At 66.3% G+C, this 22,231-nt stretch carries 17 protein-coding genes and 2 pseudogenes; 8 read left to right on the forward strand and 11 right to left on the reverse strand.

All coding sequences use genetic code 11. From position 1 onward, the window contains the following. Positions 1-112: 112 nt before the first annotated feature. Both AC5R91_RS19025 and ltrA read right to left on the reverse strand, forming a co-directional pair. A pseudogene (locus tag AC5R91_RS19025) lies at positions 113-355 on the reverse strand (IS3-like element ISFsp8 family transposase); the annotation flags it as partial. Positions 356-442: 87 nt separating this feature from the next. Then, positions 443-1,696, reverse strand: a complete 1,254-nt coding sequence (ltrA, locus tag AC5R91_RS19030; RefSeq protein WP_495392702.1) for a group II intron reverse transcriptase/maturase — start codon at positions 1,694-1,696, stop codon at positions 443-445. A 466-nt stretch (positions 1,697-2,162) separates the two neighbouring features. Between ltrA and AC5R91_RS19035 the strand changes: the two genes are divergently transcribed. After that, positions 2,163-3,008 (forward strand): IS5 family transposase, encoded by an 846-nt coding sequence (locus AC5R91_RS19035; protein ID WP_495392703.1) that lies wholly within the window; start codon positions 2,163-2,165, stop codon positions 3,006-3,008. 141 nt (positions 3,009-3,149) lie between these two features. Next, positions 3,150-4,142 (forward strand): IS30 family transposase, encoded by a 993-nt coding sequence (locus AC5R91_RS19040; protein WP_495392249.1) that lies wholly within the window; start codon positions 3,150-3,152, stop codon positions 4,140-4,142. A gap of 224 nt (positions 4,143-4,366) precedes the next feature. On the opposite strand, the pseudogene AC5R91_RS19045 reads toward AC5R91_RS19040, so the two are convergent. Beyond that, positions 4,367-4,630, reverse strand: a pseudogene (locus AC5R91_RS19045) (transposase); the annotation flags it as partial. 38 nt (positions 4,631-4,668) lie between these two features. After that, positions 4,669-5,265, reverse strand: coding sequence for a hypothetical protein (locus tag AC5R91_RS19050; RefSeq protein ID WP_495392704.1), 597 nt, complete (start codon positions 5,263-5,265; stop codon positions 4,669-4,671). Between the two features lie 316 nt (positions 5,266-5,581). Here AC5R91_RS19050 and AC5R91_RS19055 point away from each other — a divergent pair, with 316 nt between their 5' ends. Further along, positions 5,582-5,848 carry a transposase gene (locus AC5R91_RS19055; protein WP_495392705.1) on the forward strand — a complete coding sequence of 89 codons (267 nt, stop codon included), beginning with the start codon at positions 5,582-5,584 and terminating at the stop codon, positions 5,846-5,848. 101 nt (positions 5,849-5,949) lie between these two features. Continuing rightward, entirely contained in the window at positions 5,950-7,191 is a 1,242-nt protein-coding gene (locus AC5R91_RS19060) for an IS256 family transposase (RefSeq protein ID WP_495392706.1), read from the forward strand. Between the two features lie 185 nt (positions 7,192-7,376). Here AC5R91_RS19060 and AC5R91_RS19065 read toward each other — a convergent pair whose 3' ends face one another. Further along, complete coding sequence (locus AC5R91_RS19065; RefSeq protein WP_495392707.1) at positions 7,377-7,940, reverse strand: hypothetical protein; 564 nt, start codon at positions 7,938-7,940, stop codon at positions 7,377-7,379. Positions 7,941-8,691: 751 nt separating this feature from the next. On the opposite strand from AC5R91_RS19065, the gene AC5R91_RS19070 reads away from it, so the two are divergent. Continuing rightward, entirely contained in the window at positions 8,692-8,925 is a 234-nt protein-coding gene (locus AC5R91_RS19070) for a hypothetical protein (RefSeq protein WP_495392708.1), read from the forward strand. A gap of 145 nt (positions 8,926-9,070) precedes the next feature. Here the strand turns inward: AC5R91_RS19070 and AC5R91_RS19075 are convergent, their stop codons facing one another. The 3 genes from AC5R91_RS19075 to AC5R91_RS19085 are packed head-to-tail and all read right to left on the reverse strand — an operon-like array spanning position 9,071 to position 12,754. Continuing rightward, on the reverse strand, positions 9,071-10,093 hold the full coding sequence (locus tag AC5R91_RS19075; RefSeq protein WP_011601464.1) for an ABC transporter permease: 1,023 nt from the start codon (positions 10,091-10,093) through the stop codon (positions 9,071-9,073). Continuing rightward, complete coding sequence (locus tag AC5R91_RS19080) at positions 10,090-11,607, reverse strand: sugar ABC transporter ATP-binding protein (RefSeq protein ID WP_261575045.1); 1,518 nt, start codon at positions 11,605-11,607, stop codon at positions 10,090-10,092. The genes AC5R91_RS19075 and AC5R91_RS19080 overlap by 4 nt, the downstream gene beginning before the upstream one ends. Positions 11,608-11,647: 40 nt before the next feature. After that, positions 11,648-12,754 (reverse strand): substrate-binding domain-containing protein, encoded by a 1,107-nt coding sequence (locus tag AC5R91_RS19085; RefSeq protein WP_495392709.1) that lies wholly within the window; start codon positions 12,752-12,754, stop codon positions 11,648-11,650. A 362-nt stretch (positions 12,755-13,116) separates the two neighbouring features. Between AC5R91_RS19085 and AC5R91_RS19090 the strand changes: the two genes are divergently transcribed. The 3 genes from AC5R91_RS19090 (at position 13,117) to AC5R91_RS19100 (ending at position 17,245) form a co-directional block, all read left to right on the forward strand. Beyond that, complete coding sequence (locus AC5R91_RS19090) at positions 13,117-14,460, forward strand: cytochrome P450 (RefSeq protein ID WP_495392710.1); 1,344 nt, start codon at positions 13,117-13,119, stop codon at positions 14,458-14,460. Positions 14,461-14,522: 62 nt separating this feature from the next. Beyond that, positions 14,523-16,082, forward strand: a complete 1,560-nt coding sequence (locus AC5R91_RS19095; protein WP_261575049.1) for an aldehyde dehydrogenase family protein — start codon at positions 14,523-14,525, stop codon at positions 16,080-16,082. Between the two features lie 50 nt (positions 16,083-16,132). Beyond that, on the forward strand, positions 16,133-17,245 hold the full coding sequence (locus tag AC5R91_RS19100; RefSeq protein ID WP_495392711.1) for a Zn-dependent alcohol dehydrogenase: 1,113 nt from the start codon (positions 16,133-16,135) through the stop codon (positions 17,243-17,245). 144 nt (positions 17,246-17,389) lie between these two features. On the opposite strand, the gene AC5R91_RS19105 is transcribed toward AC5R91_RS19100, so the two are convergent. From AC5R91_RS19105 to AC5R91_RS19115, 3 genes are read right to left on the reverse strand one after another with little or no spacing between them, the layout of a single operon-like run. Beyond that, entirely contained in the window at positions 17,390-19,828 is a 2,439-nt protein-coding gene (locus AC5R91_RS19105) for an ATP-binding protein (protein ID WP_495392712.1), read from the reverse strand. 50 nt (positions 19,829-19,878) lie between these two features. After that, positions 19,879-21,048 (reverse strand): acyl-CoA dehydrogenase family protein, encoded by a 1,170-nt coding sequence (locus tag AC5R91_RS19110; protein ID WP_251743504.1) that lies wholly within the window; start codon positions 21,046-21,048, stop codon positions 19,879-19,881. Beyond that, the gene (locus tag AC5R91_RS19115; RefSeq protein WP_251743502.1) at positions 21,045-22,223 is read right to left on the reverse strand and encodes an acyl-CoA dehydrogenase family protein; all 1,179 of its coding nucleotides are present in this window, start codon (positions 22,221-22,223) and stop codon (positions 21,045-21,047) included. Before AC5R91_RS19115 ends, AC5R91_RS19110 begins: the two co-directional genes overlap by 4 nt. Between the last annotated feature and the right edge of the window lie 8 nt (positions 22,224-22,231).

Raw genomic sequence — 22,231 nt, forward strand, 5'->3', positions numbered from 1 at the left:
TTTTGTCCGAAGCGTCGTGCTCTGTGTCATTCGGTGTCCCTTTCCGACCTACCCGATCAAGGTAGATCGATCCTGGTCCACCTCCGGCTTACACAGTCGTCATGACACGCCCTAGGGCAGCGGCGATCCGCCGGGCCCCGTAGGTCTGCCGTGAGGCGGCGAACAATGCCCGAACCCGGGTTTCCAACGTGGCGCGCCGCCGCGTGCTCGTCGGGGAGGGCCGGCGGGTCCAGTCGTAGAAACCGGATGCGGACACCGCAAGCCATCGGCACATGTTTCGTACCGGGTAGCAGTCCTTCTCCGCGGCGATCAGCTGATACTTGTCGGTCACTGATGGCGTTGCGCGAAGAAGGCGGGTCGGGTAGCCCGGGGGAATCGCACCCCCGGGCTCCCGCAGATCCCGGCGTGACACTCTCGCGTCACCGGGCTCTTCTCGCCCTTCTCACCAGAAACCGTGAATCCACCGCCAGTGCGCGAACAGCGTGGGGTACTGCAAGGTGATTCTCTTCCACGCCTTGTGCGCTTTGGCGAATGTCTTCAGTCGTCGATACTTCTTCCGTATCCACCGCAGCAGATAGGCGCTGATGCGGTAGAGGAGCGGATACAGCTCGGTCTTGTAGAAAGCGCCGTAGTACTGCATCCAGCCCCGGATGACAGGATTGACCGCACGGGCGATCCCGTCCATCGTGTGACCGGTGAGCGTGTGAAGCCGCCAGGACTTCACTTTCCTGCTCATCTTCTTGATGGCGTCCTTGCTGGTCGCCGGGGCGAACCCGGTGAACACGTTCCCGTTCCGGGCCCGCACCCCTCGCGCCCGGAAGGTGAAGCCGAGGAAGGTGAATTTCGTGTGCTCATGCGAGCCACGTCTCTTCCCGTCCTTGCAGTACACGATCCGGGTTTTCTCCGGGTGCAGGCTGACGCCGACCTGTTCCATCCTCTTCCGCAGCCTGTCCAGTACGAACCGGGCCTGGGCCAGGGACTTGCAGTGCACGACCGCGTCATCGGCGTAGCGCTCGAAAGGGCAGGCCGGGAATTCCCGGACCATCCACAGGTCGAACGCGTAGTGCATGAACAGGTTAGCGAGTAAGGGACTGACCGCGGATCCCTGTGGGGTTCCGCGGTCGCGTTCCGCCAGCGTTCCGTCGGGTATCCTGACGGGAGCGGCAAGCCACCGCTTCACGTAGAGGATCACCCAGGACAAGGCGGTATTGGCCTCGACGGCCGCGATGATACGGTCCCAGGGAACGGTGTCGAAGAACTTCCGCACGTCCAGGTCGATGACCCAGTCGTACTTCCAGCACCGCTCCCGGCATTTCCCCACGGCGTCCAGCGCGCCTTTCCGTGGCCGGTACCCGTAGGAGTCGGGGTGAAACTTTGGCTCCACCACGCTCTCCAGTCGGGTCGCGACCACGGTCTGCGCTATCCGGTCACCTATGGTGGGAACACCGAGTATCCTTGTTCCCGCGCCATGCACCTTCGGGATCTCGACCGCCTTTACCGGAGGCGGGAAATACGATCCCGACGACATCCGATTCCAGATCTTGTACAGGTTTCCCTTCAGATCGGACTCGAATTCCGCCAGGCCCACCCCGTCGACCCCGGCAGCGCCCTTGTTGGCCGCCACCTTCCGATATGCCTGCCACACCTCCCACTTGGAAATGTCAAACGACTTTCCTGGTGATACCTGCCCGCTCACCTGATTCCTCCCAGCCACGCTGGTTGATCCTGCAAACGAACCACGGACAAGCCAGCCCCTTCGCTCCGCTCCCACCGCATCAGGCAGGAACCTCACCGCTACTACGAGCTGGTCCGCCTGCGCGCCCCGCGACGGTACTCAGTTCCTTGCGATTCAAACGCTTGGAACTCTCCCTCTCGCCGCACTTTCCAAGGTGGCAGTGTCAGGGCACGCCCTCCCACGTTCCGCACGAAAGCCGCAGTCCAGGCTCGCGCCACCTCTGCGCCGGGCACCACCTGGCCAGCGATCCGGGCAACCGCCAGGCTCATCCCGGGCCAAGCAATAACACCCGGTTTTGATGCCACTTCTCTAAGAAGGTGTTTGAGATCTCCGGCTGGTAGCTGGCTGTGATGTTCGGGGTGTGCAATGGGTGTGCACTCACCGGGAAGGGGCCTGACCGGGTCGTTGGGCGGGTGACGGTCAGGGGATGCCGCGACGTCACCGTCACCGCTATCCGTCTGATCTGAGCGATACCCAGTGGGCGTTGGTCGAGCCGCTGCTGCCGCCGGCGGCGTCGATCGGCCGCCGCGAGAAGCACGACCGTCGCGATCTCGTCGACGCCATCCTGTACGTCGTGCGCAACGGCTGTGCGTGGCGGGCGCTGCCGTCGGACTATCCGCCGTGGCAGACGGTCTACTACTACTTCGCCCGCTGGCACGATCTGGGTGTGACCGAACGTGTCCACGACGCCCTGCGGGATCAGGCTCGCCGGCAGGACGGACGTGACCCGGAACCGACGGCGGGGATCATCGACTCCCAGTCGGTGAAGGGCGCCGACACCGTTCCCGCGGTCTCCCGCGGCTACGACGCGGGCAAGAAAATCAACGGCCGTAAGCGGTTTGTCGTCGTGGACACTTTGGGTCTGCTGCTGGCCGTGCTGGTCGTGCCCGCGAGCACGCACGACACCGTCGGCGGCCGGCGGCTTCTCCTCGACACCTATTTCGCCGGCCGGCGGTTACGGCTGGTGTTCGCCGACGGCGGGTTCGCCGGCACGTTCGTCGACTGGGCCGCCCGCATCCTGACTCTGACCGTGCAGGTCGTACGCAAGCCGGCCGGACAGAAGGGCTTCGCCGTCCTGCCACGGCGCTGGGTCGTGGAACGCACTCTCTCCTGGATCACCGCGCATCGCCGGCACGCCCGCGACTACGAACGCCGCCCCGACCACGCCGAATCCCTCATCCGCTGGGCCATGATCAGCACCATGGTCCGTCGCATCGACCGGCGCACCCCCGCCCACCGGCCCGGTCCCCGACCGCTACAGAGAATCATCTAACCGACGATCTCAAACACCTTCTAAATAACGACGCTATCAAACGGTGAATCCCTCGCGGGACTTTCGATGCAACGCCTGGCGGTCTCAGATGATCAGTGCATCAGTCCTGGTAGAAAGGTGATCCACCGATCGGAGGGCTGAGTGCGCGGCGTCGAGTTGACCTTGGAGGAGCGGGAGTCGATCTCCAGGGGCTTGGCCGAGAAACTGTCACACCGGATGATCGCGGTGCGGCTGGACCGGAACCAGTCGGTGATCAGCCGTGAGGTCTCGCGCAACGGAGGCAATGCCGGGTACCGCGCCGCGGACGCGCAGAAACGCGCCGACGGGCAGCGTCGGCGACCGAAGGCGTTCAAGCTGGAGACGCACGTCCGGCTGCACGACGTGGTGGCCGAGCGGCTGGCGGCTGACTTCTCGCCGGAACAGGTGTCGAATCGGCTGAAGAAGGACTTCCCGGACGACCCGGAGATGCGCGTGTCGCACGAGACGATCTACCAGACGCTTTTTGTCCAGGCGCGCGGCGAGCTGAACACGCAGCTGAAGCTCGCGCTGCGGTCGGGCCGAGCGGAGCGCCGGCCGCGGGGGTCGACCCGGCCGAAGCAGGCCAGGATCGCCGGCATGGTCGGCATCTCCGAGCGCCCGGCCGAGGTCGCCGACCGTGCGGTGCCCGGGCACTGGGAAGGCGACCTGATCATCGGAAAGGGCGGGAAGAGTCAGATCGTCACGCTGGTCGAACGCCAGACGCGTTTCGTCATGCTCGCCCGCGTGCCGTACGACCGATATGCCGACCGGGTCGCGCTCATCCTCTCCCAGAAGGTCCGGACGCTACCCGAGGAACTTTTCCGGTCGCTCACCTGGGACCAGGGCACAGAGATGGCCGACCACGCCCGTTTCACCGTCGCCACCGGCGTTCCGGTCTACTTCTGCGACCCGCATTCTCCGTGGCAGCGAGGGAGCAACGAGAACACCAACGGGCTGCTCCGCCAGTACTTTCCGAAAGGCACTGATCTGTCGGAGCACACACAGGCGGAGCTCGACCGCGTAGCCGATCTCCTCAACCGGCGGCCGCGTCAGACATTGGAGTGGGAAACGCCCGCCGAAAGGCTAGATCAGCTGTTACTATCGCATAGCGGTTGATGCACTGACCTGTTGAGGTCGCCCCTTCCTGGACCCCACCTGACGCATCACGTGCGCCTTTTCCCTCATCGCTCACCACGACGGTCTTCAGCCAACGCGGCAGAGGGCGGTTTGAAGCCTCCCCCCGAAGGGCGGCTCCGGAGGGCCTGCAATCCTCCATCTTTCGTACAGCACCGCCGTCCGTCACCCAGCTAACAGGCAACTTTCAGCGTTCGTGGCACACTCGCTTTTGAGAGGAACTCACGCTCCATCCGGAGTTCCCGGTTCTCCTTCTCCAGCTCCCGCAGCCGGGCCCGTTCCGACATCGTCAGCGGCTCGTCCTCGCTGTTCTCGTGCGCGCGCCGCCAGGACGCGACCCAGGTGCCGAGCGTGCCTTCGTTGATACCCAGATCCTTCGCGACCGCCGAGACCGGCCGACCCGAATCGAGGACGAGTTTCACCGCCTCGTCCTTGTACTCCGGCGTGAACCGCCTGCGTGACTGCGCCATCAATATCCTCCGTCCACGGATCAATTATCCCACAGGGATCACTGTCCGAAGAACGGGCACCACCTCACCGTGAAGGTGGGGAAGCTGGCGATCGGTTTGAAGTTGCCGACACTGGCCGGGGTGGCGCGCGCCCCACCGCCGAGCAGGACCGTGTTCGCCGGACAGGTCGCGGTGACCAGGCCCACCGTCGACCCGCTGGTGGGCGCATTGGTCTTGTTCATGACCACCTGGGTGTGGTTGATCAGGTTGCTGGTGAAGCACACCGCGAAGGGGGTGGTGGAGAAGGAACTGTCGACCTGGCCGCCGCTTCCGCCGATCCCGAGCCAATGCGTCACGTCCGTGCCGACAACCCCGGTGGAACCGGTGTATTCGGTGGAGCCGTCCGAGCTGGGCGAGGTGCCCATCACGTGGTTGCCGTTGCCGGTGCCGGTGGCCTGGTTGATCCCACCGCCGGAGATCAGGCCACTACTGCAGTCCGCGTGGGTTGAGATCTCGGAGTTGGCGCTTGCAGGACCGCTGGTAGCCCCGGGTGACTTCACCGTGACGCCCACGGTGTTGGCGTACGCCGCGGCCGGGAAGGCAACCGCCAGCGCGGTGCCCAGGACCAGTGCTGTTCCCGCTGTGCGCGTACGCACGGACAGATGTGATCTCACGTCAACCTTCGCGTCAGGGGTGCGCGACGCGGGCAGATGTGCCCGTCCGCACCGGGGATGGCAACGTCCGCGCGTGTAACGCAGGGTGTGCGACGCTGCACAAAACCCGCAGATGCGGAGCTATCGGCGACTATAGACCGCTTCTACGCCGAACTTACGGTCCCTTGCGCCGATCTGCAGCGAGAAAGTCACGGGACACCGATCGATTGTCCCGAATTATCCGTTTCGCACCTTTCTGCTGGCGGCGTGGACGCGGCTTCCACGCAGGGGAGCCAGGCGTATGCGCGGCGCGTAAGGGATGGTGAAGCGGTCGGCGGAGGCTCCTCACGAGCTGGTCCGGGTGCCGGCGCGGCAGACGCGGCAGTCCGCGGCTGCCCTTCCGCATGTCCGACGCGGAGTGGGCCTACGTACAGCCACTGCTACCTCCGCAGCCGAAGACGGCCGGCCCGAGAAGCACGACCGGCGCGACATCGTGGGCGCGATCCTGTACGTGACCCACAACGGAGTCGTGTGGCGGGCGCTGCCCGGACCAGTTGAGTCCACAGACGTGGTGTACGGGTTGTGATCGTCTGACGACTCGCCGGAGTGGCGGTCCGTGACGTGGGACGGCCACCGCGTGATCCTCTCGAGAAACATGCGAAGGCAACTCGATGAGGAGGAAACGCGATGGCCGTGCGTCCGACTGTGACCGACGCCGACGGGCTGGGCAAGGAACTGGTGGCGGCGAGTCCGGATCTGTTGGGTTCGATGGTGAAGGCGTTTGCGGAGGCGTTGATGGGCGCTGAGGCAGATGGGATCTGTGGTGCGGAGTACGGGGAGATATCACCGGATCGGACGAATCGTCGGAATGGGTACCGGATGCGGGAGTGGGACACGCGCGCCGGGACGATTGATCTAGCAATTCCGAAGCTGCGGTCCGGTTCGTACTTCCCGGAATGGCTGCTGACACGCCGGCGGCGGGCGGAACAGGCGTTGATCTCGGTGGTCGCGACGTCCTATCTGCTCGGTGTTTCCACGAGAAGAGTGGACAAGCTCGTGGAACAGCTCGGGGTGGCGCATATCTCGAAGTCGCAGGTGTCGGAGTTGGCGAAGCATCTCGACGGCCAGGTCGAGGCGTTCCGCTCGAGGCCGCTGGACGCCGGGCCGTACCGGTTCGTGCAGGCGGATGCGTTGACGATGAAGGTCCGCGAGGACGGCCGGGTCGTGAACGTCCACTGCCTGCTCGCGGTCGGGGTCAACGGCGATGGGCACCGGGAGATCCTCGGCCTCGACGTCGTGTCCAGCGAGGACGGGGCCGGCTGGCTGGCGTTCTTCCGCGGGCTGGTCGCCCGCGGCCTGTCCGGGGTCCGCCTGGTGACCTCGGACGCCCACCGGGGCCTGGTCGCGGCGATCGGGGCGACGCTGCCGGGCGCGTCGTGGCAAAGATGCCGGACGCATTACCTGCGCGACTTGTTGACGTTCACACCGAAGTCGTCGCAGCCGTGGGTCGCAACATTGGTCCGGACAATCTTTGATCAGGCGGACGCGAACGAGGTGGCCGTGCAGTTCGACCGGGTCGTCGACGCTCTCACCGAGAAACTACCGCGCGCCGCCGCACATCTGGAAGAGGCGAAAGCGGATCTGCTCGCGTTCACCGGCTACCCGCGGGAGATCTGGCGGCAGATCTGGTCGTCGAATCCGCAGGAACGGCTGAACAAGGAGATCCGCCGGCGGACCGACGTCGTGGGTATCTTCCCGGACCGTGGTGCGATCATACGTCTCGTCGGCGCGGTCCTGGCCGAGCAACACGACGAGTGGATCGAAACCCACCGCTATTTCGGCCTGGAAATCCTCGGGAAAGCCGACGCGGGGAACACGCCGGCCGACACACCCGAGATCAGCGTGACACCAGAAACACTCACCGCATAAACTAAACCAAGGATCACGCGGAGTCACCCTCCGTACACCACGCCACCGGACGTGACCCCCGGACCTCCCGCCTTGGAAGACCGTCTACGGCTTCTTCGAACGGTGGAGGAAGGCGAATTTGGCTGAGGAGTACGTGCTCCCAACCGAGTCGACCGCGTCCGCAGAGTAGAGCGCTGCCGGCCCGGTCAAGGGACGGCGGCTATATGTAGGTTCGCGAGAGCCGCCGCCTTCCAGAACGCGTAGAGCATCCCGCGCTCTTCCGCCATCGCCGCGAATCCGCCTAATGCCTCGTCGGCGTGGTCGCGGTAGTCGTTCAGGTCGCTCCCGGCGAGTTCGGCCAGTGTCGGTCCTGTTGGCAGCCGTCTGGCGGGGTTAACCAGCCATCGCCAGATCCGCTCGGCGAGCCAGTCGGTCGCATCGCTGTCAGGACCATCGCAGGCCTCCCGCAGAGACTGCGGTCCGAGTCCCAGGTCGCCGCGCCATCGCCGGACAATCTCACGCACCCGCCAGCAGGTGTGGGCATTGGTCCGCAGCATGTCGCCGTCACGCAGTCGTCCCTGGCTGTGCCAGTCCTCGACAGGGCTGTTGCGCCAGGCGCCGTTGACGATTCCGACTGCAGCTAAATCGAGGACAGCACCGAGATCGTCAGGATCGATCTGCACCTGATGGCGCAGCATCACCTCCACAAGTGCCTGTTCCCGCCGCCTGGACATCGGGCTATCCGAAGCGGCCGGAGCCTGCTCAGCCATGACATCACTGTGCCAGAATGCTGTGGACCGCTGTCGGCGGGAGTCTCCGACTACCCAGTACATGGGTCTCGTGGCGGGTAGGTGATGGGTCGGTTAGTGGTGGCCGCGGGTCCTCGAGTACGTCGCCGACGTCGGCCATCGCTGACGCACTACCGCGAGAGCGAAATGTGGACCATCCGCCGCTGCAGCGGACGTTCATCTACCGCGCCTTCGCGCATTGCCGCAGGTCCAAGGCGCGCCCTGCCCCACTGCCGTGAGTCCGCATTCCGCCGGGGCCCCTCGGTGTAGCAACGACCCGAAATGTTGCGGCGGACGGTCAAGTTAGAGTATTTATGCAGATCAGCGGGGTATGCCCGGACCGACCGCCGCTTTAGGTTGCTACACCCGTTGCTACATAGCGATCCACAAAAGACCCTAGTCGATCTCCATGGAGAGACAAGAGGCCTGTTCAGAGGTGGTGGGCAGGGGCGGGGTCGAACCGCCGACCTTCCGCTTTTCAGGCCGGTCCCTACCGTCCAGGAACGTCCGCACACGTGCCCTGGCGTCCATAGCCGGCCGTTGGAGTACCCCTCTGGTGGCCAGCGTTGCCACCTGCACTGCCACACATCCCTCGCTCCCCAGAGGGCCAGCGCCGAGCCCTCGTTCCGCCCCTGTGTGGCAACCGGTACGGAAGCAGCCAGGGCGAAGCAGACAGCCCCACCCCAGAGACCCGCCGACGCCTGGCAGCTGACCACGGCCGTGCGGGTCTCCGATGAGCATCGAAGTGGCAGCGGCGCAGCTGGGATCGGAATGGTCTGAGCGGCCCGCCCCGCCCGCCCAGAAAATCCACACGCCCCTGAGCCAACTCGGCATCGCCGGGGGCGCCGTGTATGACGGGCTGGTGGCGCTCGCCGCCAAAGCGCATGGCCTGGCCCTCGAGACAAGGGATGCACGCGCGCGTGGAACCTATGATGCGGTCGGAGTCAAGCTGATTCTGGTCGGCTGAAGCCGTGCCGGCCGAAAGATTGCCTGCCGCCTCGCCCCGCAGTTAGTTTTCAACCGGCGAAGACATTGCACGACACCGAACACCGGGTACTGGAGATACAGGCCAAGCAGCACCTTCCCTGGCTGCGGTCGGTCCAGCGGCCGAATCACTTCCGGCTCGTCCGGGCGGCGAGCGCGACGGCGATGATGAGCGCAGCCCCGTTGAACAGGTCACCGACGTACGACGGTGCACCGGCGAGCTGGAGGCCTTTCACTCCCACACCTAGCAGGTAGACGGCGACAAGAGTGCCGAGAACATTGACCCGTCCTGACTTGATCTGCGTCGCGCCGAGGAACGCGGCCGAGAAGGCGGGCAGCAGGTAGGGCGGCCCCACGTCGGGACTGCCGAGCCCCAGTTTGGCGGCGAGAATCGCGCCTCCCAGGGCGGACAGGAACCCCGCGAGGATCAGCGAGCGGGCCACCAGGCGGTCCACTCGGAGGCCGGCCAGCCGAGAGGCCTGCGGGTTCGCGCCGACCGCGTAGAAATACCGGCCCACCGGCGTGTACTCGAGGACAAACCACAGGACCAGGGCGATACCAACCAGGTACCACACCGTCACCGGAATGCCCGCTGGTTGCGCGCGCCCGGCCTTGAGTAGATCGGGCGAGAAACCCTTGATCAGCGTCTGGCCATCCGTGATCCAGTAGGAGCCGGCAGCCAGCAGGCTGCCCATTCCCAGGGTCCCGATGAAAGAATTGACCCGGAGTACAATGATGACGAGGCTGTTGACAGCACCAATGACGATGCCGGCAGCAACAGCAGTCAGCACGCTAAGAATGGCATTGACATGATGACCCTGCAGCCACGCCACCAGGCAGACGCTGAACCCCAGAGTCGCAGCGACGGAAAGATCGAAGACTCCGGCGGCGAGCGGCACCACCAACGCGAGGGCGACGATGGCGGCTATCGCCTGGCCGTCCGCGACGCTGCGCGCCGTCTGGCTCGTCAGGAACGTGTCGGGCAGCCAGATGCCGTAGGCGATGATCAATGCGGCCAGCACGTACAGGCCGCTGAACCGATCGAGGCCCAGCCGCGGAATGATCCGGCCTGAGCGCTTCGTGGGGCCAGCCGAGTCGCGGCCGGTTACTCGCGTCGCTTCCGAAGTTGCCGCGGTGTCGGTGGTGCTCACGTTGTCTCCTTCTGCTTAGCGAGAGTCGCGGCGCTGATATCGTCGGCGACAAGCGGCGCCGTGAGCTCATCGACGACGCGGCCGCTGCGCATTATCAGCACCCGGTCGGCGATCTCTGAGAGTTCTTCGCTGCTGGAGCTGCAGGCGAGCACACCCAGACCGTTCTCGACGGACGCGCGGACGAGTCTGTGCAGTTCTGCCTGCGCTCCGACATCGACGCCCTGCGTCGGTTCGTCGAGGACGAGTACTTTCGGTCCCAGCCGCATTGCTCGGGCGATCATGACCTTTTGCTGGTTACCGCCGGACAGCGAGTCGATCGGCTGCTCCGGACGCGCGGGGCGGATGTCGAACTTCTCCAGCAGGGTGCGCACGTCGGTGCGCTCGGCGGAGCGCCGCAGCAATCCAAAACTGGAGTACGGCGCAAGGTGGGAAATCGTCAGATTCTCACGGACTGAATGGTCGGGGAGCGCGGCGTTCACCGTACGTTCCGCCGGGACGCCCACCACGCCGGCTCTGATGAACAGGTCCGGGCGATTGGACCGCAGCGGCTCACCGTCAATGGCGACGCGTCCAGTGAAAGGCGCGCTGCCAGCGATGAGCCGAGCCAGCTCGTCGCGGCCCGACCCGGTGATGCCCGCCACGCCGACCACCTCGCCGGCGTGGACAGTCAGGTCGACGTCCTGAACGACCTGACCGCACACGCCACTCGCGGTCAGCACCGGTGCGCCGGCGGCAGCCCGCGCGTCACTCCGCACGGCGCGTAGCGCACGGCCGAGCATCAGCTCGATGAGGGAGTCATGGTTGAGTTCGGTCACCGAACGGCTCACGACTACCTCGCCGTCGCGTAGGACGGTCACACGGTCGGCGAGCTCGAAGATCTCCTCGAGATGATGGGAGATGAATATCAGCGCTACGCCCCGGTCGCGGATGAGTCGGAGCAGCCGAAAGAGCCGCTGGATCTCCGCTTTGGGCAGATTGACGGTCGGCTCGTCCAGGACGATGACGTGTGTCCGCCCGCCGTGGTCGGACACCGCCCGGGCGACAGCGATGGCGGTTCGCTCGCTGACCGACAGGCGGCCGATCGGCCGGCGGACGTCGATCTCGTAACCGAGTGCGGCCAGCGCCCTGCGCGCCGCCTCGTGCTCGGAGCGCCACCGGATACGTCGGCCGAACGCGGTGTCAAATCCCCGGCCGAGGGCCAGATTCTCGGCGCAGTTGAGGTCGTCGATAAGCCCAAGATCCTGGTGCACGAACCGGAGCCCGGCGGCGTGCGAATCGGCGGGTTTACCGAAGGAAAGCTCGTTCCCACCGACTTCGATCACACCGCCCGGCTCCGGGCTGTGGTAGCCCGAAAGGATCTTCACAAAGGTGGATTTCCCTGACCCGTTCTCGCCGACGAGCCCGTGGATCTCGCCTGGTGCGATCTCCAGGCTGATGTCCTTCAACGCCCGGGCCCCGCCGAAGGTCTTCGCAAGGTTCACCACCCGCAGGGCTGGTGACGACGAGTTACTCATCCAGAATCCTCAATCGTAAGCGACCCAGTGGGCGAGGCTGCTAGGACAGCAGCCAGAGCTTCTTGTAGGTGTCGGCGAAGTCGCGCACGCCGAGCCAGAAACCCGAGGTGTCGAAGGACGCGCTGCCGATGTTGTCCGACGTGAGCACCTGGGACACCGGGGCGGTGTTCGTCACCGTGCTGATGGGATCGCCGACAGCGGCCCGGGCCGCGATGTCCATCTCTCGCCATCCAGCGATCGGCGCCTGATCCTGGGCCCAGAAGACCTGCTTCTTGTCGCGCAGTGCCTGGTACTGGTCGACGCCGGGCAGGTAGCCGCCGATCTTGACCTTGCCGGTCAGCCCAGCCGCCGCCAGCGCCGGCTCGACCCCGGTCAGGGCGTCACCGAAGGACGAGACGATGTAGGTGGTGTCGGGATCGCGCTGCAGCGCGCTGACGACCATGCCGGGCAGCTTCGTCCCGAGGTCGGAAAGCTGGAACGACACCGTCTTGACCTCGCACTTGGGGCACCACGGCTTGAGCTGGTTGGCCAGCGACTTCCCGTAGTAGTCGTCGATGGGGAACGCCGTCGACGAAAGGAGCTGGATGACGTCCTCGCCGTTGCCGTGAGCCGCGATATAGGCGGCTGTGGCCTTCGCCATCAGGTCGGTCGAGTGCAGGTCGCAGTCGACGGCGATGAGCGGGCCGGACGGCTTGTCGGTGATGCACTGTGCGATGATCTTCACGCCCTGGCTCTGCGCGCGGGCCACCTGGTCGCCGAACGCCGACATGTTGTAGCCGGCCTCGAAGATGAAGTCCGGCTTCTGATCGAGAGCCTGCGACATCGCCTTGGCGGCGTCCTCCGCGCCAGTACCAATGACGATCTTTGAATACTTCCAGCCCAACGCCTCCGCGGCGGCCGCTCGTTCCTCGTCGATACGGCGAGCGATGGGCACATTGGCCTCCAGGACGACCACTCTCAGCCCGGGAGGAGCCTTCTTGGTGATCGGCGTCGAGTAGCCGATCCCCGACGGGGCAGCGACGACCTTGGCCAGGTACTCTGCCGCCTCCGACGACGAGCTGGCCGTGCTCTGCGGCTCGGCGGCGCCAGACGCGCCGGCGGTGTCCGACGAACCGCTCGAGCCACACGCGGCGACGCCCACAAGCACTGCGGCCGCCGCCGCCAGGCTAAGGCCGATCCTTTTTCTCGTACGCACTGCTGTCCTCCGATAGCCCAAAGTGAATGTGGGCAGCCGCCGGCCGCTTCAGCGGCGCTGGTGTCTGGTGTCTGGAGTCAGAACGGTGAGGGCGGTCAGGCCGGTGCGAGGCACCCTCGTGACGTCGAGGACTGTCCCATCGCCTGGTGACGTGTGTCTCAGGTGAAAACACCCGGTTGCTCACGTGTTCGGGGGCGAGCCGCTGTCGCACCGCCCGCCTGACCAGCGCTTACCTCCAGCCGGCTTTGCACCGATATGCGCAGTCGCACCTCGTCACATGCTGTGACTCTTCACACACGTCCGTCGACGAGTAGGTGCCGGGTCAGGTGTCAGATCAGGTGTTTTCGCGCAAGACGACGGGCGTCCAGAGGGAGACGCTCGTCACATCGACCGGCTCCGCCAGCCGACTACCGAGAGTTGGGAGAACGGTGACCACCACCCCCACCACCGTCCCGGAGAAGCCCGACGTCCTCTCCGCAGAGTTCGCCCGCGACCCGCACACCTATTACAAGATCATGCGCGACTTCTATCCGGTGCTGCACCACGAGGTCAGCGGCTACTACTTCGTCAGTCGGTACGAGGACGTGGCCCGGATCTACAAGGACTCGATCGGCTTCTCGAACGAGAACTACGCGTTCCAGATGGAGCCCGTCATTGGCAAGACCGTCATCCAGATGGGTGGACGCGAACACGCCATCAACCGGCAGCTCATCACGCCGGCCCTGCGCGGCAACTACCTTGAGGAGCTGCTCCCCCAGGTCGACGAACTGGCGACCGAGATGATCGACAAGTTCCGGACCGCCGGTCGTGTCAACCTGGCGGAGGATTTCACCAAATGGTTCCCGATCAACGTGATCGTCAAGATGCTCGACCTGCCCCGTGAAGATCTGCCGAAGTTTCACGAGTGGTACTCCTCGCTGATGGCGTTCCTCGCGAATCTCACGAACGACCCGGAGATCCACGCCTGGGGAATGCGCACCCAGCAGGAGTATCCGGCCTACATTCTGCCGATCATCGCCGAGCGTCGACGGAATCCCGGTACCGACCTGATCTCGCGCCTCACCCAGGCCGAAATCAACGACGAGCAGTTCTCCGACGAGCAGATCAAGGCCCTGATCGGCCTGCTGCTGATCGCGGGTGGCGAGACCACCGACAAGTCGATCGCGAGCACGCTCAAATATCTGATCATGCACCCTGAGCAGCTTGAGGCCGTCCGCCAGGACCCCTCCCTCGCGACCCGCGCGCTGGTGGAGACGCTTCGCTACCACCCACCCGTGCAGATCATCCTCCGCACGACGACCGACGACGTCGAGGTGGCGGGAACCGTGATCCCGGTGGGGAGCGTCGTCGGCTGTGTCAACGGCGCGGCCAACCGGGACGAGCGTCGGTTCGATGACCCTGACACATACAACATCTTCCGCGCGGACATCAACATCAGGCAGGCCTTCGCCGGTTCGGCCGACCACATCGCCTTCGCACTCGGCCGCCACTTCTGCGTCGGCTCCCTGCTGGCCAAGCGCGAGGCCGAAACGGCCATCAACCAGATCCTCGCCGCGATGCCGGACATCCGCTTCGCGGACGGCATCGAACCCACCGACGCGGGCCTGTTCACCCGCGGTCCCGAATCTCTCATCGTGGAGTTCACCCCCGCCAGCTGACGGCTCCCTCGCGAGCAACCGTCCTTCCTCTCGGCAAGGGCCCCTCTCGGCAAGGACAGGCTATGACTTCCACCATCGAAAGCCCCGCTCTCGCGTCCAGCGAGGTCTCGGTCCCACATTATCGGCTGTTCATCGACGGACAATGGGTCGACACCTCGGAACAGTACGTCATCGTCAATCCCGCAACGGAGGAGACGGTCGCCACGGCGGCCAAAGGTGGCATTGACCAGGCGGACGCCGCCGTCGCGGCGGCCCGCCGTGCGTTCGAGCAAGGCGTCTGGCGCAGTCTTCCGCCGGTGCGCCGCGCGGCGGTTCTGGAAGCCGTGGCCGACGCTCTCGAGGCTCGTTCCGAGGAGCTGGCGGCGACGGCGACGCGCGAGGGCGGCGCGCCGCTGTACCTCTCCATGGGCCTGAATGCGATCACGCCGGTGTCCAATCTCCGGTACTTCGCCGAGCTGGCCCGCCGGTACCAGTTCGAGGCTCCCGGGCCGGTCGTCGGCGGCATCGCGCACGGGGGTGTCATCCGCAGGGAGCCGATCGGCGTCTGCGCGGCGATCGTGCCCTGGAACTTCCCGCTGGCCCTCGCGGTCTGGAAGATCGGCCCCGCCCTCGCGGCGGGCAACTCCGTGGTCCTCAAGACCGACGAGAAGACCCCGATCGGCGCCCTCGAACTGGCGCGGGAGCTGCAGGCCGCTGGTCTGCCGGACGGCGTGTTCAACGTCGTCACCGGGGACGGCGAGGTCGTCGGCGCCCACCTCGCCGCCCATCCCGATGTCAACAAGATCGGCTTCACCGGCTCGTCCGAGGTCGGCCGGAAGGTGGCCGAGGCCGCGGGCCGGAGCAACCTCAAGCGAGTCACGCTCGAGCTGGGCGGCAAGGGCCCGAACATCGTGCTGGCAGACGCCGACATGCAGATGGCGGTCGACGGCGCGATCTGGGGCTTCCTCATGCACGCCGGACAGGCCTGCGAGTCCGGGACCCGCCTGCTGCTGCCGAGTTCGGTCCACGACCGGTTCGTCGCGCGGCTGGTCGAGCGGCTGGCCACAGTCAGGATCGGCGACCCGCTGGACCCCACCTCCAACCTCGGCCCGCTGATCAGCGCGGCGCAGCGGGACCGGGTCCTCAGGTACGTCGAGCTGGCCCGAGTGGAGGGGGCCACCGTCGCGTGCGGCGGGCGCGTGCCCGCGGGCACCGACAAGGGGTACTGGGTCGAGCCGACCGTCCTCACCGACGTCACGAACGACATGAGGGTCGCTCGGGAGGAGATCTTCGGCCCCGTCCTGTGCGTCCTGCGTTACGACACGGTGGACGAGGCCATCGAGATCGCCAACGACAGCGACTTCGGCCTGGCCGCCGGCGTCTGGAGCAGCAACGTGGACGCCGCACTGGACGTGGCCCGACGGCTGGAGGCCGGGTCAGTCTGGATCAACGATTTCCACATGGCCAACGAGAACTACCCGTTCGGTGGGTTCAAGCAGAGCGGGGTGGGTCGCGAACTCGGCGTGAACGCCCTCGACGCCTACACGGAGGCCAAGTCCATCCAGATCAGCATGGAGCCGGACATTCAGAAGCGGGCCTACGGCCTCGCACTGTCCACCCCCGCCCCCGCGTGGGGCGACTGATGCGTCGACACGCGTAGCCATCCACCTGAAGCAGGAGAGGGACCACTGACGTGAAGACCAAGGCCGCAGTCCTCTACGAGGCGGGCAAGCCGTTCGAGATCGAGGAGCTCGAGATCGTCAAGCCGGGGGCCGAGGAGGTGCTCGTCCGCTACGACTACTCCGGCCTCTGCCATTCCGATCTCCACATGGTGAAGGGCCACCTCCCCTTCCGGGCCCCGATGGTCTTCGGCCATGAGGGAGCCGGCGAGATCCTCGAGGTCGGGTCCAACGTCACCGGTTTCCATCCCGGCGACCACTTCGTCGCTTCGTTCTACCCTGTGTGCGGCCGGTGCCGCTGGTGTGCGACCGGCAACTCCCGACTGTGCGACCTCGGCGCGAACGGCCTGGAAGGCTTTCTCCCGGGTGGCCGCTTCCCCTTCAGGGGCAAGAGCGGCGAGTACGGCTCGATGATGACGCTGGGCACCTTCAGTCAGTACGCGACCGTGCACCAGAACTCGATCGTCAAGATCGACGACGACCTCCCACTGGACAAGGCGGCCCTCGTCGGCTGCGGGGTGCCCACCGGCTGGGGTTCCGCGGTCAATTCGGCCGAGGTCCGGCCCGGTGACACCGTGGTCATCTACGGCATCGGCGGCATCGGCACCAACGCGGTCCAGGGTGCGGCCTACGCCGGCGCGCAGCACCTGATCGCCGTCGATCCCGCGCCGGACAGACGGGAGAGCGCGAAGCGCTTCGGGGCGACGCACACCGCCGCCACGGCGGATGAGGCACTCGAGCTGGTCACGCAGCTCACGCGCGGGGTCGGCGCCGACAGCACCATCATCACGGTCGACGAGCTGACCGCCGAGGTCGTGTCGCAGGCCACCGAGGCGACTTCCAAGGGCGGAACCATCGTCATCACGTCGATGGGTCAGTACGAGGACGAGACGATCAAGCTCTCCGGGGTTCAGCTGGCGCTCTGGGGCAAGCGGATACAGGGCTCCCTCTACGGCGGGTGCAACCCCCTGTACGACATTCCGAAGCTGCTTTCCCTCTACCGCACCGGCCACGTCAAGCTGGATGAGCTCATCACGAGCATCTACACCTTGGAGCAGGTCAACGAGGGCTACGACGACCTGATGGCGCACAGGAACATCCGCGGCATCATCGCGCACGAGCACTAGACCGCCGGTGGACATCTCGCCGGGGTGAGGCGGGGTGAGGCGGGGATCGACGGGTATTCCGCGCGGTGACGCGCGGGATCCCGTCCCTCGCCGGGTATTCCGCCGCAATCCCGTCGACTCGAGGTGGTGAACGGTCGCAGGCTTCTAACGCCCGGACTCGACCGGCTCTCGGCGTGCCATCCACACGGCGACCTGGGATCGGGAGCGGAAGTTCAGCTTGGCCAGGATTCGGTTCACGTGGCCCTCGACGGTGCGGCGCGAAATGGTGAGCGACCCGGCGATGTCGGCGTTGCTCAGCCCCTGGTAAATCAAGCGGCTGATCTCCCGCTCGCGAGCGGTCAGCGCGTCGCCGTGCGAGCGGTCCGGCGGGACGGTGAGGCTGGCCCGGACCGACGACATGTCCAGGACGAAGTCGATGGCTTCCTCGATGTCCAGGGCGAGCCCCGCGGCGAACTCACGCTCAAAGTTCTCGACTCCCGTCGCATGACGGATGCCTTCCACGTACTCCGCCCGTCGCGCCGTCAAGAACGCTGATCCGAACAGGGGCTGCCGCCCGCCCATGGCCCGGCACAGCATGCGACCAATCCCGAGCAGCCGGGCGGCGTACTCCAGCCGTCCCAGGTCGACCGCGTCCCACACCATGACCTCGACGCAGGCTGAAGCGCCCAGCCAGTCACGCAGGGATGCCTTGGCGGTGAGGGCAATACGCAGTGACTCGACGGAACGTGCCGGCTCTCCGGCGAAGTGGTGGACCAGTCCGCGGTTCCAGTGCGCCCAGGAGGCCGCCCACCGCTCGTCGTGGGCTTCCGCCTGGGCCACCGCCACGTCGCACTGTCGCCGCCCTTCATCGATCCGGCCGGCGAGAGTGTGGAGCATTGCGAGCTGGGCGCCGCAGAGGATACTCAGCGCCCCGTCCTCTCCGGCCTTCCGGTGGCGGCGCTGGGCGTCCTCGAGCAGCAGTAGTGCGCCCTCGGAGTTCCCGCCCAGCTCTTCGAGCGTGCCGAGGAACTGCATGGCGGTCGCGGCCGCCGAGGCGTCACCGATCGCCCGACCCATGTCCCGGGCCGCCTCCAGGTGAAGCCGAGCGTTGGCCTTGTCTCCCTGGACCATCTCGTACCACCCGAGCACCCATAGGGCCTTTGCGCGCGCCGGCGTCGACTCGGGATTCTCCGCGAGCGCGCGTTGTAACCAACGACAGCCGTCACGCAGGTGGCCACAGGCATTCCAGTAAAACCAGAGCGCACCCGTCATCTCGAGGCCGATCAGCCGCTCCGAGCTCCGCGAGAGGGAGTAGCCGACGGCGGAGCGGATGTTGGGAAGCTCACCCTGAAGCCGCCGGACCGTGACGAGCTGCTCGTCCCCGGTCGAGGTGTGCGTACTTTCCAGCGCCAGCCCGAGGTAGTGGTCGCGGTGCCGACGACGCCACGTCTCCACCTGTTCACAACGCTCGAGCCCGAAGACGCGCAGGCTTTCCAGAAGCCGGTAGCGTGGGGCGGCCTCGATCACGTTGCAGGTTACGACCGACTTCTCCACCAGATTCCCGATCAGTGGAACAATCTCGTCCCCGGTCAGGCCGTCACCGGCACACACCTCCCGGGCGGCGGCGAGGCTGAAGGACCCGCTGAAGATCGCCAGCCGGCTCCACAAGGCCTGCTCCTGGGGCGTGCAGAGATCGTGGCTCCACTCGATCGCCTTGCGCAGGGTGTGGTGGCGGAGTGGGCCAGCCTCGTTCCCCCGGTCGAGCACGCGGAAGATCGGCACGTCATCCGACAGCATCTGCGGAAGATCGAAGGAGCGCGTGCGGACCGCGGCCAGCTCGATGGCGAGAGGGATGCCGTCGAGGCGGCGGCAGAGCTCACCCACCATCCGGAGCCGGTCGGCGGTGACCACGAAGTCCGGTGCGACCGACAGCGCCCGGTCCAGGAAGAGCTTCACGGCATCGCTGTCGGCAGCGGAGTTCGACGACGGCGCCGGCAGGCTCAGCGGGGGAACCCGCCAGGTGCGCTCGCCGAAGATGCCGAGTGGCTCACGACTCGTCGCGAGAACCCTGACCCCGGGCGCTGTGGGCAGCAGGGCGCCCATCAGCCGCCCGCACGCGGCGAGGAGGTGCTCGCAGTTGTCGAGTACCAGCAGGATGTCGCGCTCCTGGAGGGCCCGGCCCAGGCTCGGCAGCGATTCGCCGCCGCTGTCCAGCGCCAGGCCCAGCGCCGCGGCGATCGCCGCCGTGACCTGGTCGCCGTGGGCGACCTCGGCGAGCTCGACGAAGACGACGGAGTCCACCAGGTCGCCCGCCTGCCGGCGCAGCACCTCTTTGGCTAATCGGGTCTTTCCCACCCCGCCGGGTCCGGTCAGGGTCATCAGCCGCGAGCAGGACAGGAGCTCCGCGATCTGGACGCACTCCTGCTCCCGGCCCACGAAGCGGGTGAGGTCGGCAGGAACGGGAGAACATGTCATGACAGCTCCGACCTGACGCCGCTGAATCTGGTGAGAGCGCTCGAGACTAGAGCGATGCGGGAAGTTGGTCAACAAGGATTCGAGCGTGCGACCGGTAGATCGGTATTCGAGGTGCCAGGTCAGCCGCACCCGCCCTACGCACGATGTTCCTCCAGGGTCCGGTCATGGACGGACGGCCATCAGCGCCGACGCGACCAGTTGTGGATGTTGTTGCGCTGGATCGCCGACGAGCCACCGATGATCGGCATCAGGAGGGCATCGCGGACGTAGCGCTCCACATCGAAGTCGGCGACATACCCGTACGCGCCGAGGATCGTCTGGGCGTCGAGCACGACCTGCCGGCAGGTCTCGGTGACGAAGAGCTTCGCCATGGACGTCTGCACGCCACAGACGTCGTTCCGGTCGGCCAACTCGGCCGCATCGTCGAGAACCAGGCGCGACGCGTAGAGCTGGACCCGCATGTCCGCCAAGGTGTGCGCGACCGACTGGTGCTTCAGGATCGGCACACCGAACTGCTCGCGTTGCTCGGCGTAGGCCAGCGCGTCCTCGTACGCGGCGATCCCCAGGCCCAGCGCCATGGCCGCGACCTCGAGCTTCTCGACGTCGAGACCGGTCCCAGTGATCATCGACCAACCGCGGTTCCACCCGTCCTCACCCCCCATCAGCAGGTCGGCCGGCACTCGCACGTCGTCGAAGACGACATCGGTCGTCTGGCTGCCCTTGATGCCCATCGCGTCGATCGGCGTGATGGTCACGCCCTCGGCGTCGGGCGGGACGAGGACCAGGCTCAGGTTGCGGTACCTCGCTCCGCCGGGGTCGGAGTTGGCCAGCGTGTAGATGTAGTCGCTGAGGCCGGCGCCGGTGCAGAAGCGTTTGGCACCGTTGATGACCAGCTCGTCACCGTCGCGCCGCACCGTGGTTCTCACACTCGCCAGGTCGGCCCCGACATCCGGCTCCGTCCAGCCGTAGGCGAACAGCATGCGCCCGGCCGCGATCTCCGGCAGCCACTGCGCCTTCTGTTCCTTCGAGGCGCAGTCGACGACCGTCATCCCGGCGTAGCAGGCGGCCATGATGTACGGGATGGCCACGGCCATGCTCCGCTTCGACAGCTCCTCGATCACCATCAGCGTCGCGTGGATGTCGCGACCGACACCGCCGTGCTCCTCCGGGATGGCCAGGCCCATCACGCCCAGCTCGGCCAACTCGTCGAGGACGGGGCGAGGGAAATGCGCCGCCTTGTCCCACCCCGCGGCGTCGGAACGCGACATCTTCTCGGACACGAACCGGCGCACGACGGAACGGAGCTCGAGCGCGTCCTCGGTGAGGTAGCGGTTGGTTTCGATGCTCATCGTCCCGCGCCAGCGGCCTTGTAGGTCTCGCGGGCGATGATCACCTTCATGATCTCGCTGGTGCCCGCACCGATCTCGTGGTGCTTGGCGTCGCGGTAGAGCCGCGCGGCGGGGTACTCCTCCATCAGGCCGTAGCCGCCGAGGATCTGGACCACCTCCCGCGAAGCCTCGACCGCCACCTGCGAGCTGTAGAGCTTGAGGATCGCCGAGGATCTGGTGAGCTCCTCGCCCCGCTCCAGCTCGCGGATGAGGTGATAGAACATCACGCGGGACATCTCCACACCGGTCGCGATCCGGGCGATCTTGTCCTGGGTCAGCTGGTAGGACGAGAGCTGTTCGCCGAACACCGTCCGCTGGCCGGAGTACTCCACCGCCAGCTCCAGGCAGGCCTGGGCTATGCCGGTGTTGGACGCCCCCTCGAACACCCGCTCCAGGTCGAGGCCCTCGAGCATGTAGTAGAAGCCCATGTCGACCTCGCCGAGTACCTGGTCCCGCGAGACCCGCACGTTGTCCAGAAAGACCTCGGCGGTCGGCGAACTCCGCAGCGAAAGCTTGTCGAAGGGCTGGCCCACCGACAGGCCAGGGGTGTCCTTCTCGACAAAGAACGCGGTGCCACCCCGAGCTCGGCGGTTCTCGCCGCTGGTCCGGGCGAACACCAGGAAGACGTCCGCGATCGGAGCGTTGGTGATGAAGGTCTTGGAGCCGTCGATGACCCACTCGTCCCCGTCGAGCCGGGCTGTCGTCCTGGGACTGAGCGCGTCCGAACCGCCGTGCGGCTCGGTCAGGCAGATGGACGCCGACGACGTTCCCGCGATGAGCGGCACGAGGTACTTGCGCTTCTGTCCCTCGGTGCCTCGTTTGATCAGGTGGCGCGCGATCAGGCTCATGTTCACGAAGAGCGTGGCATCGAGGCCGGCATCCACCCGCGCCGTCTCCTCGGCCACGATGGCCCGGGTCATCAGGCTTCCGCCGCCACCGCCGTACTCCTCCGGAGCGAAGCAGCCGAGCAGCCCCTGGTCCCCCATCAGCTTGAGCAGCTCGGCCGGCGGCCGTCCCGCGCGTTCCATGTCGGGCACGATCGGCCGGACGTGCGTGTCCATGAATCGGCGCACCACCGTCTGGAACTCGCGCTCCTCCTCGGTCAGCAGCGAGTGGGCAACGGAAGCGTTCACCATCTTCTTCT

It is taken from the genome of Frankia sp. BMG5.60 (genome assembly GCF_059428125.1).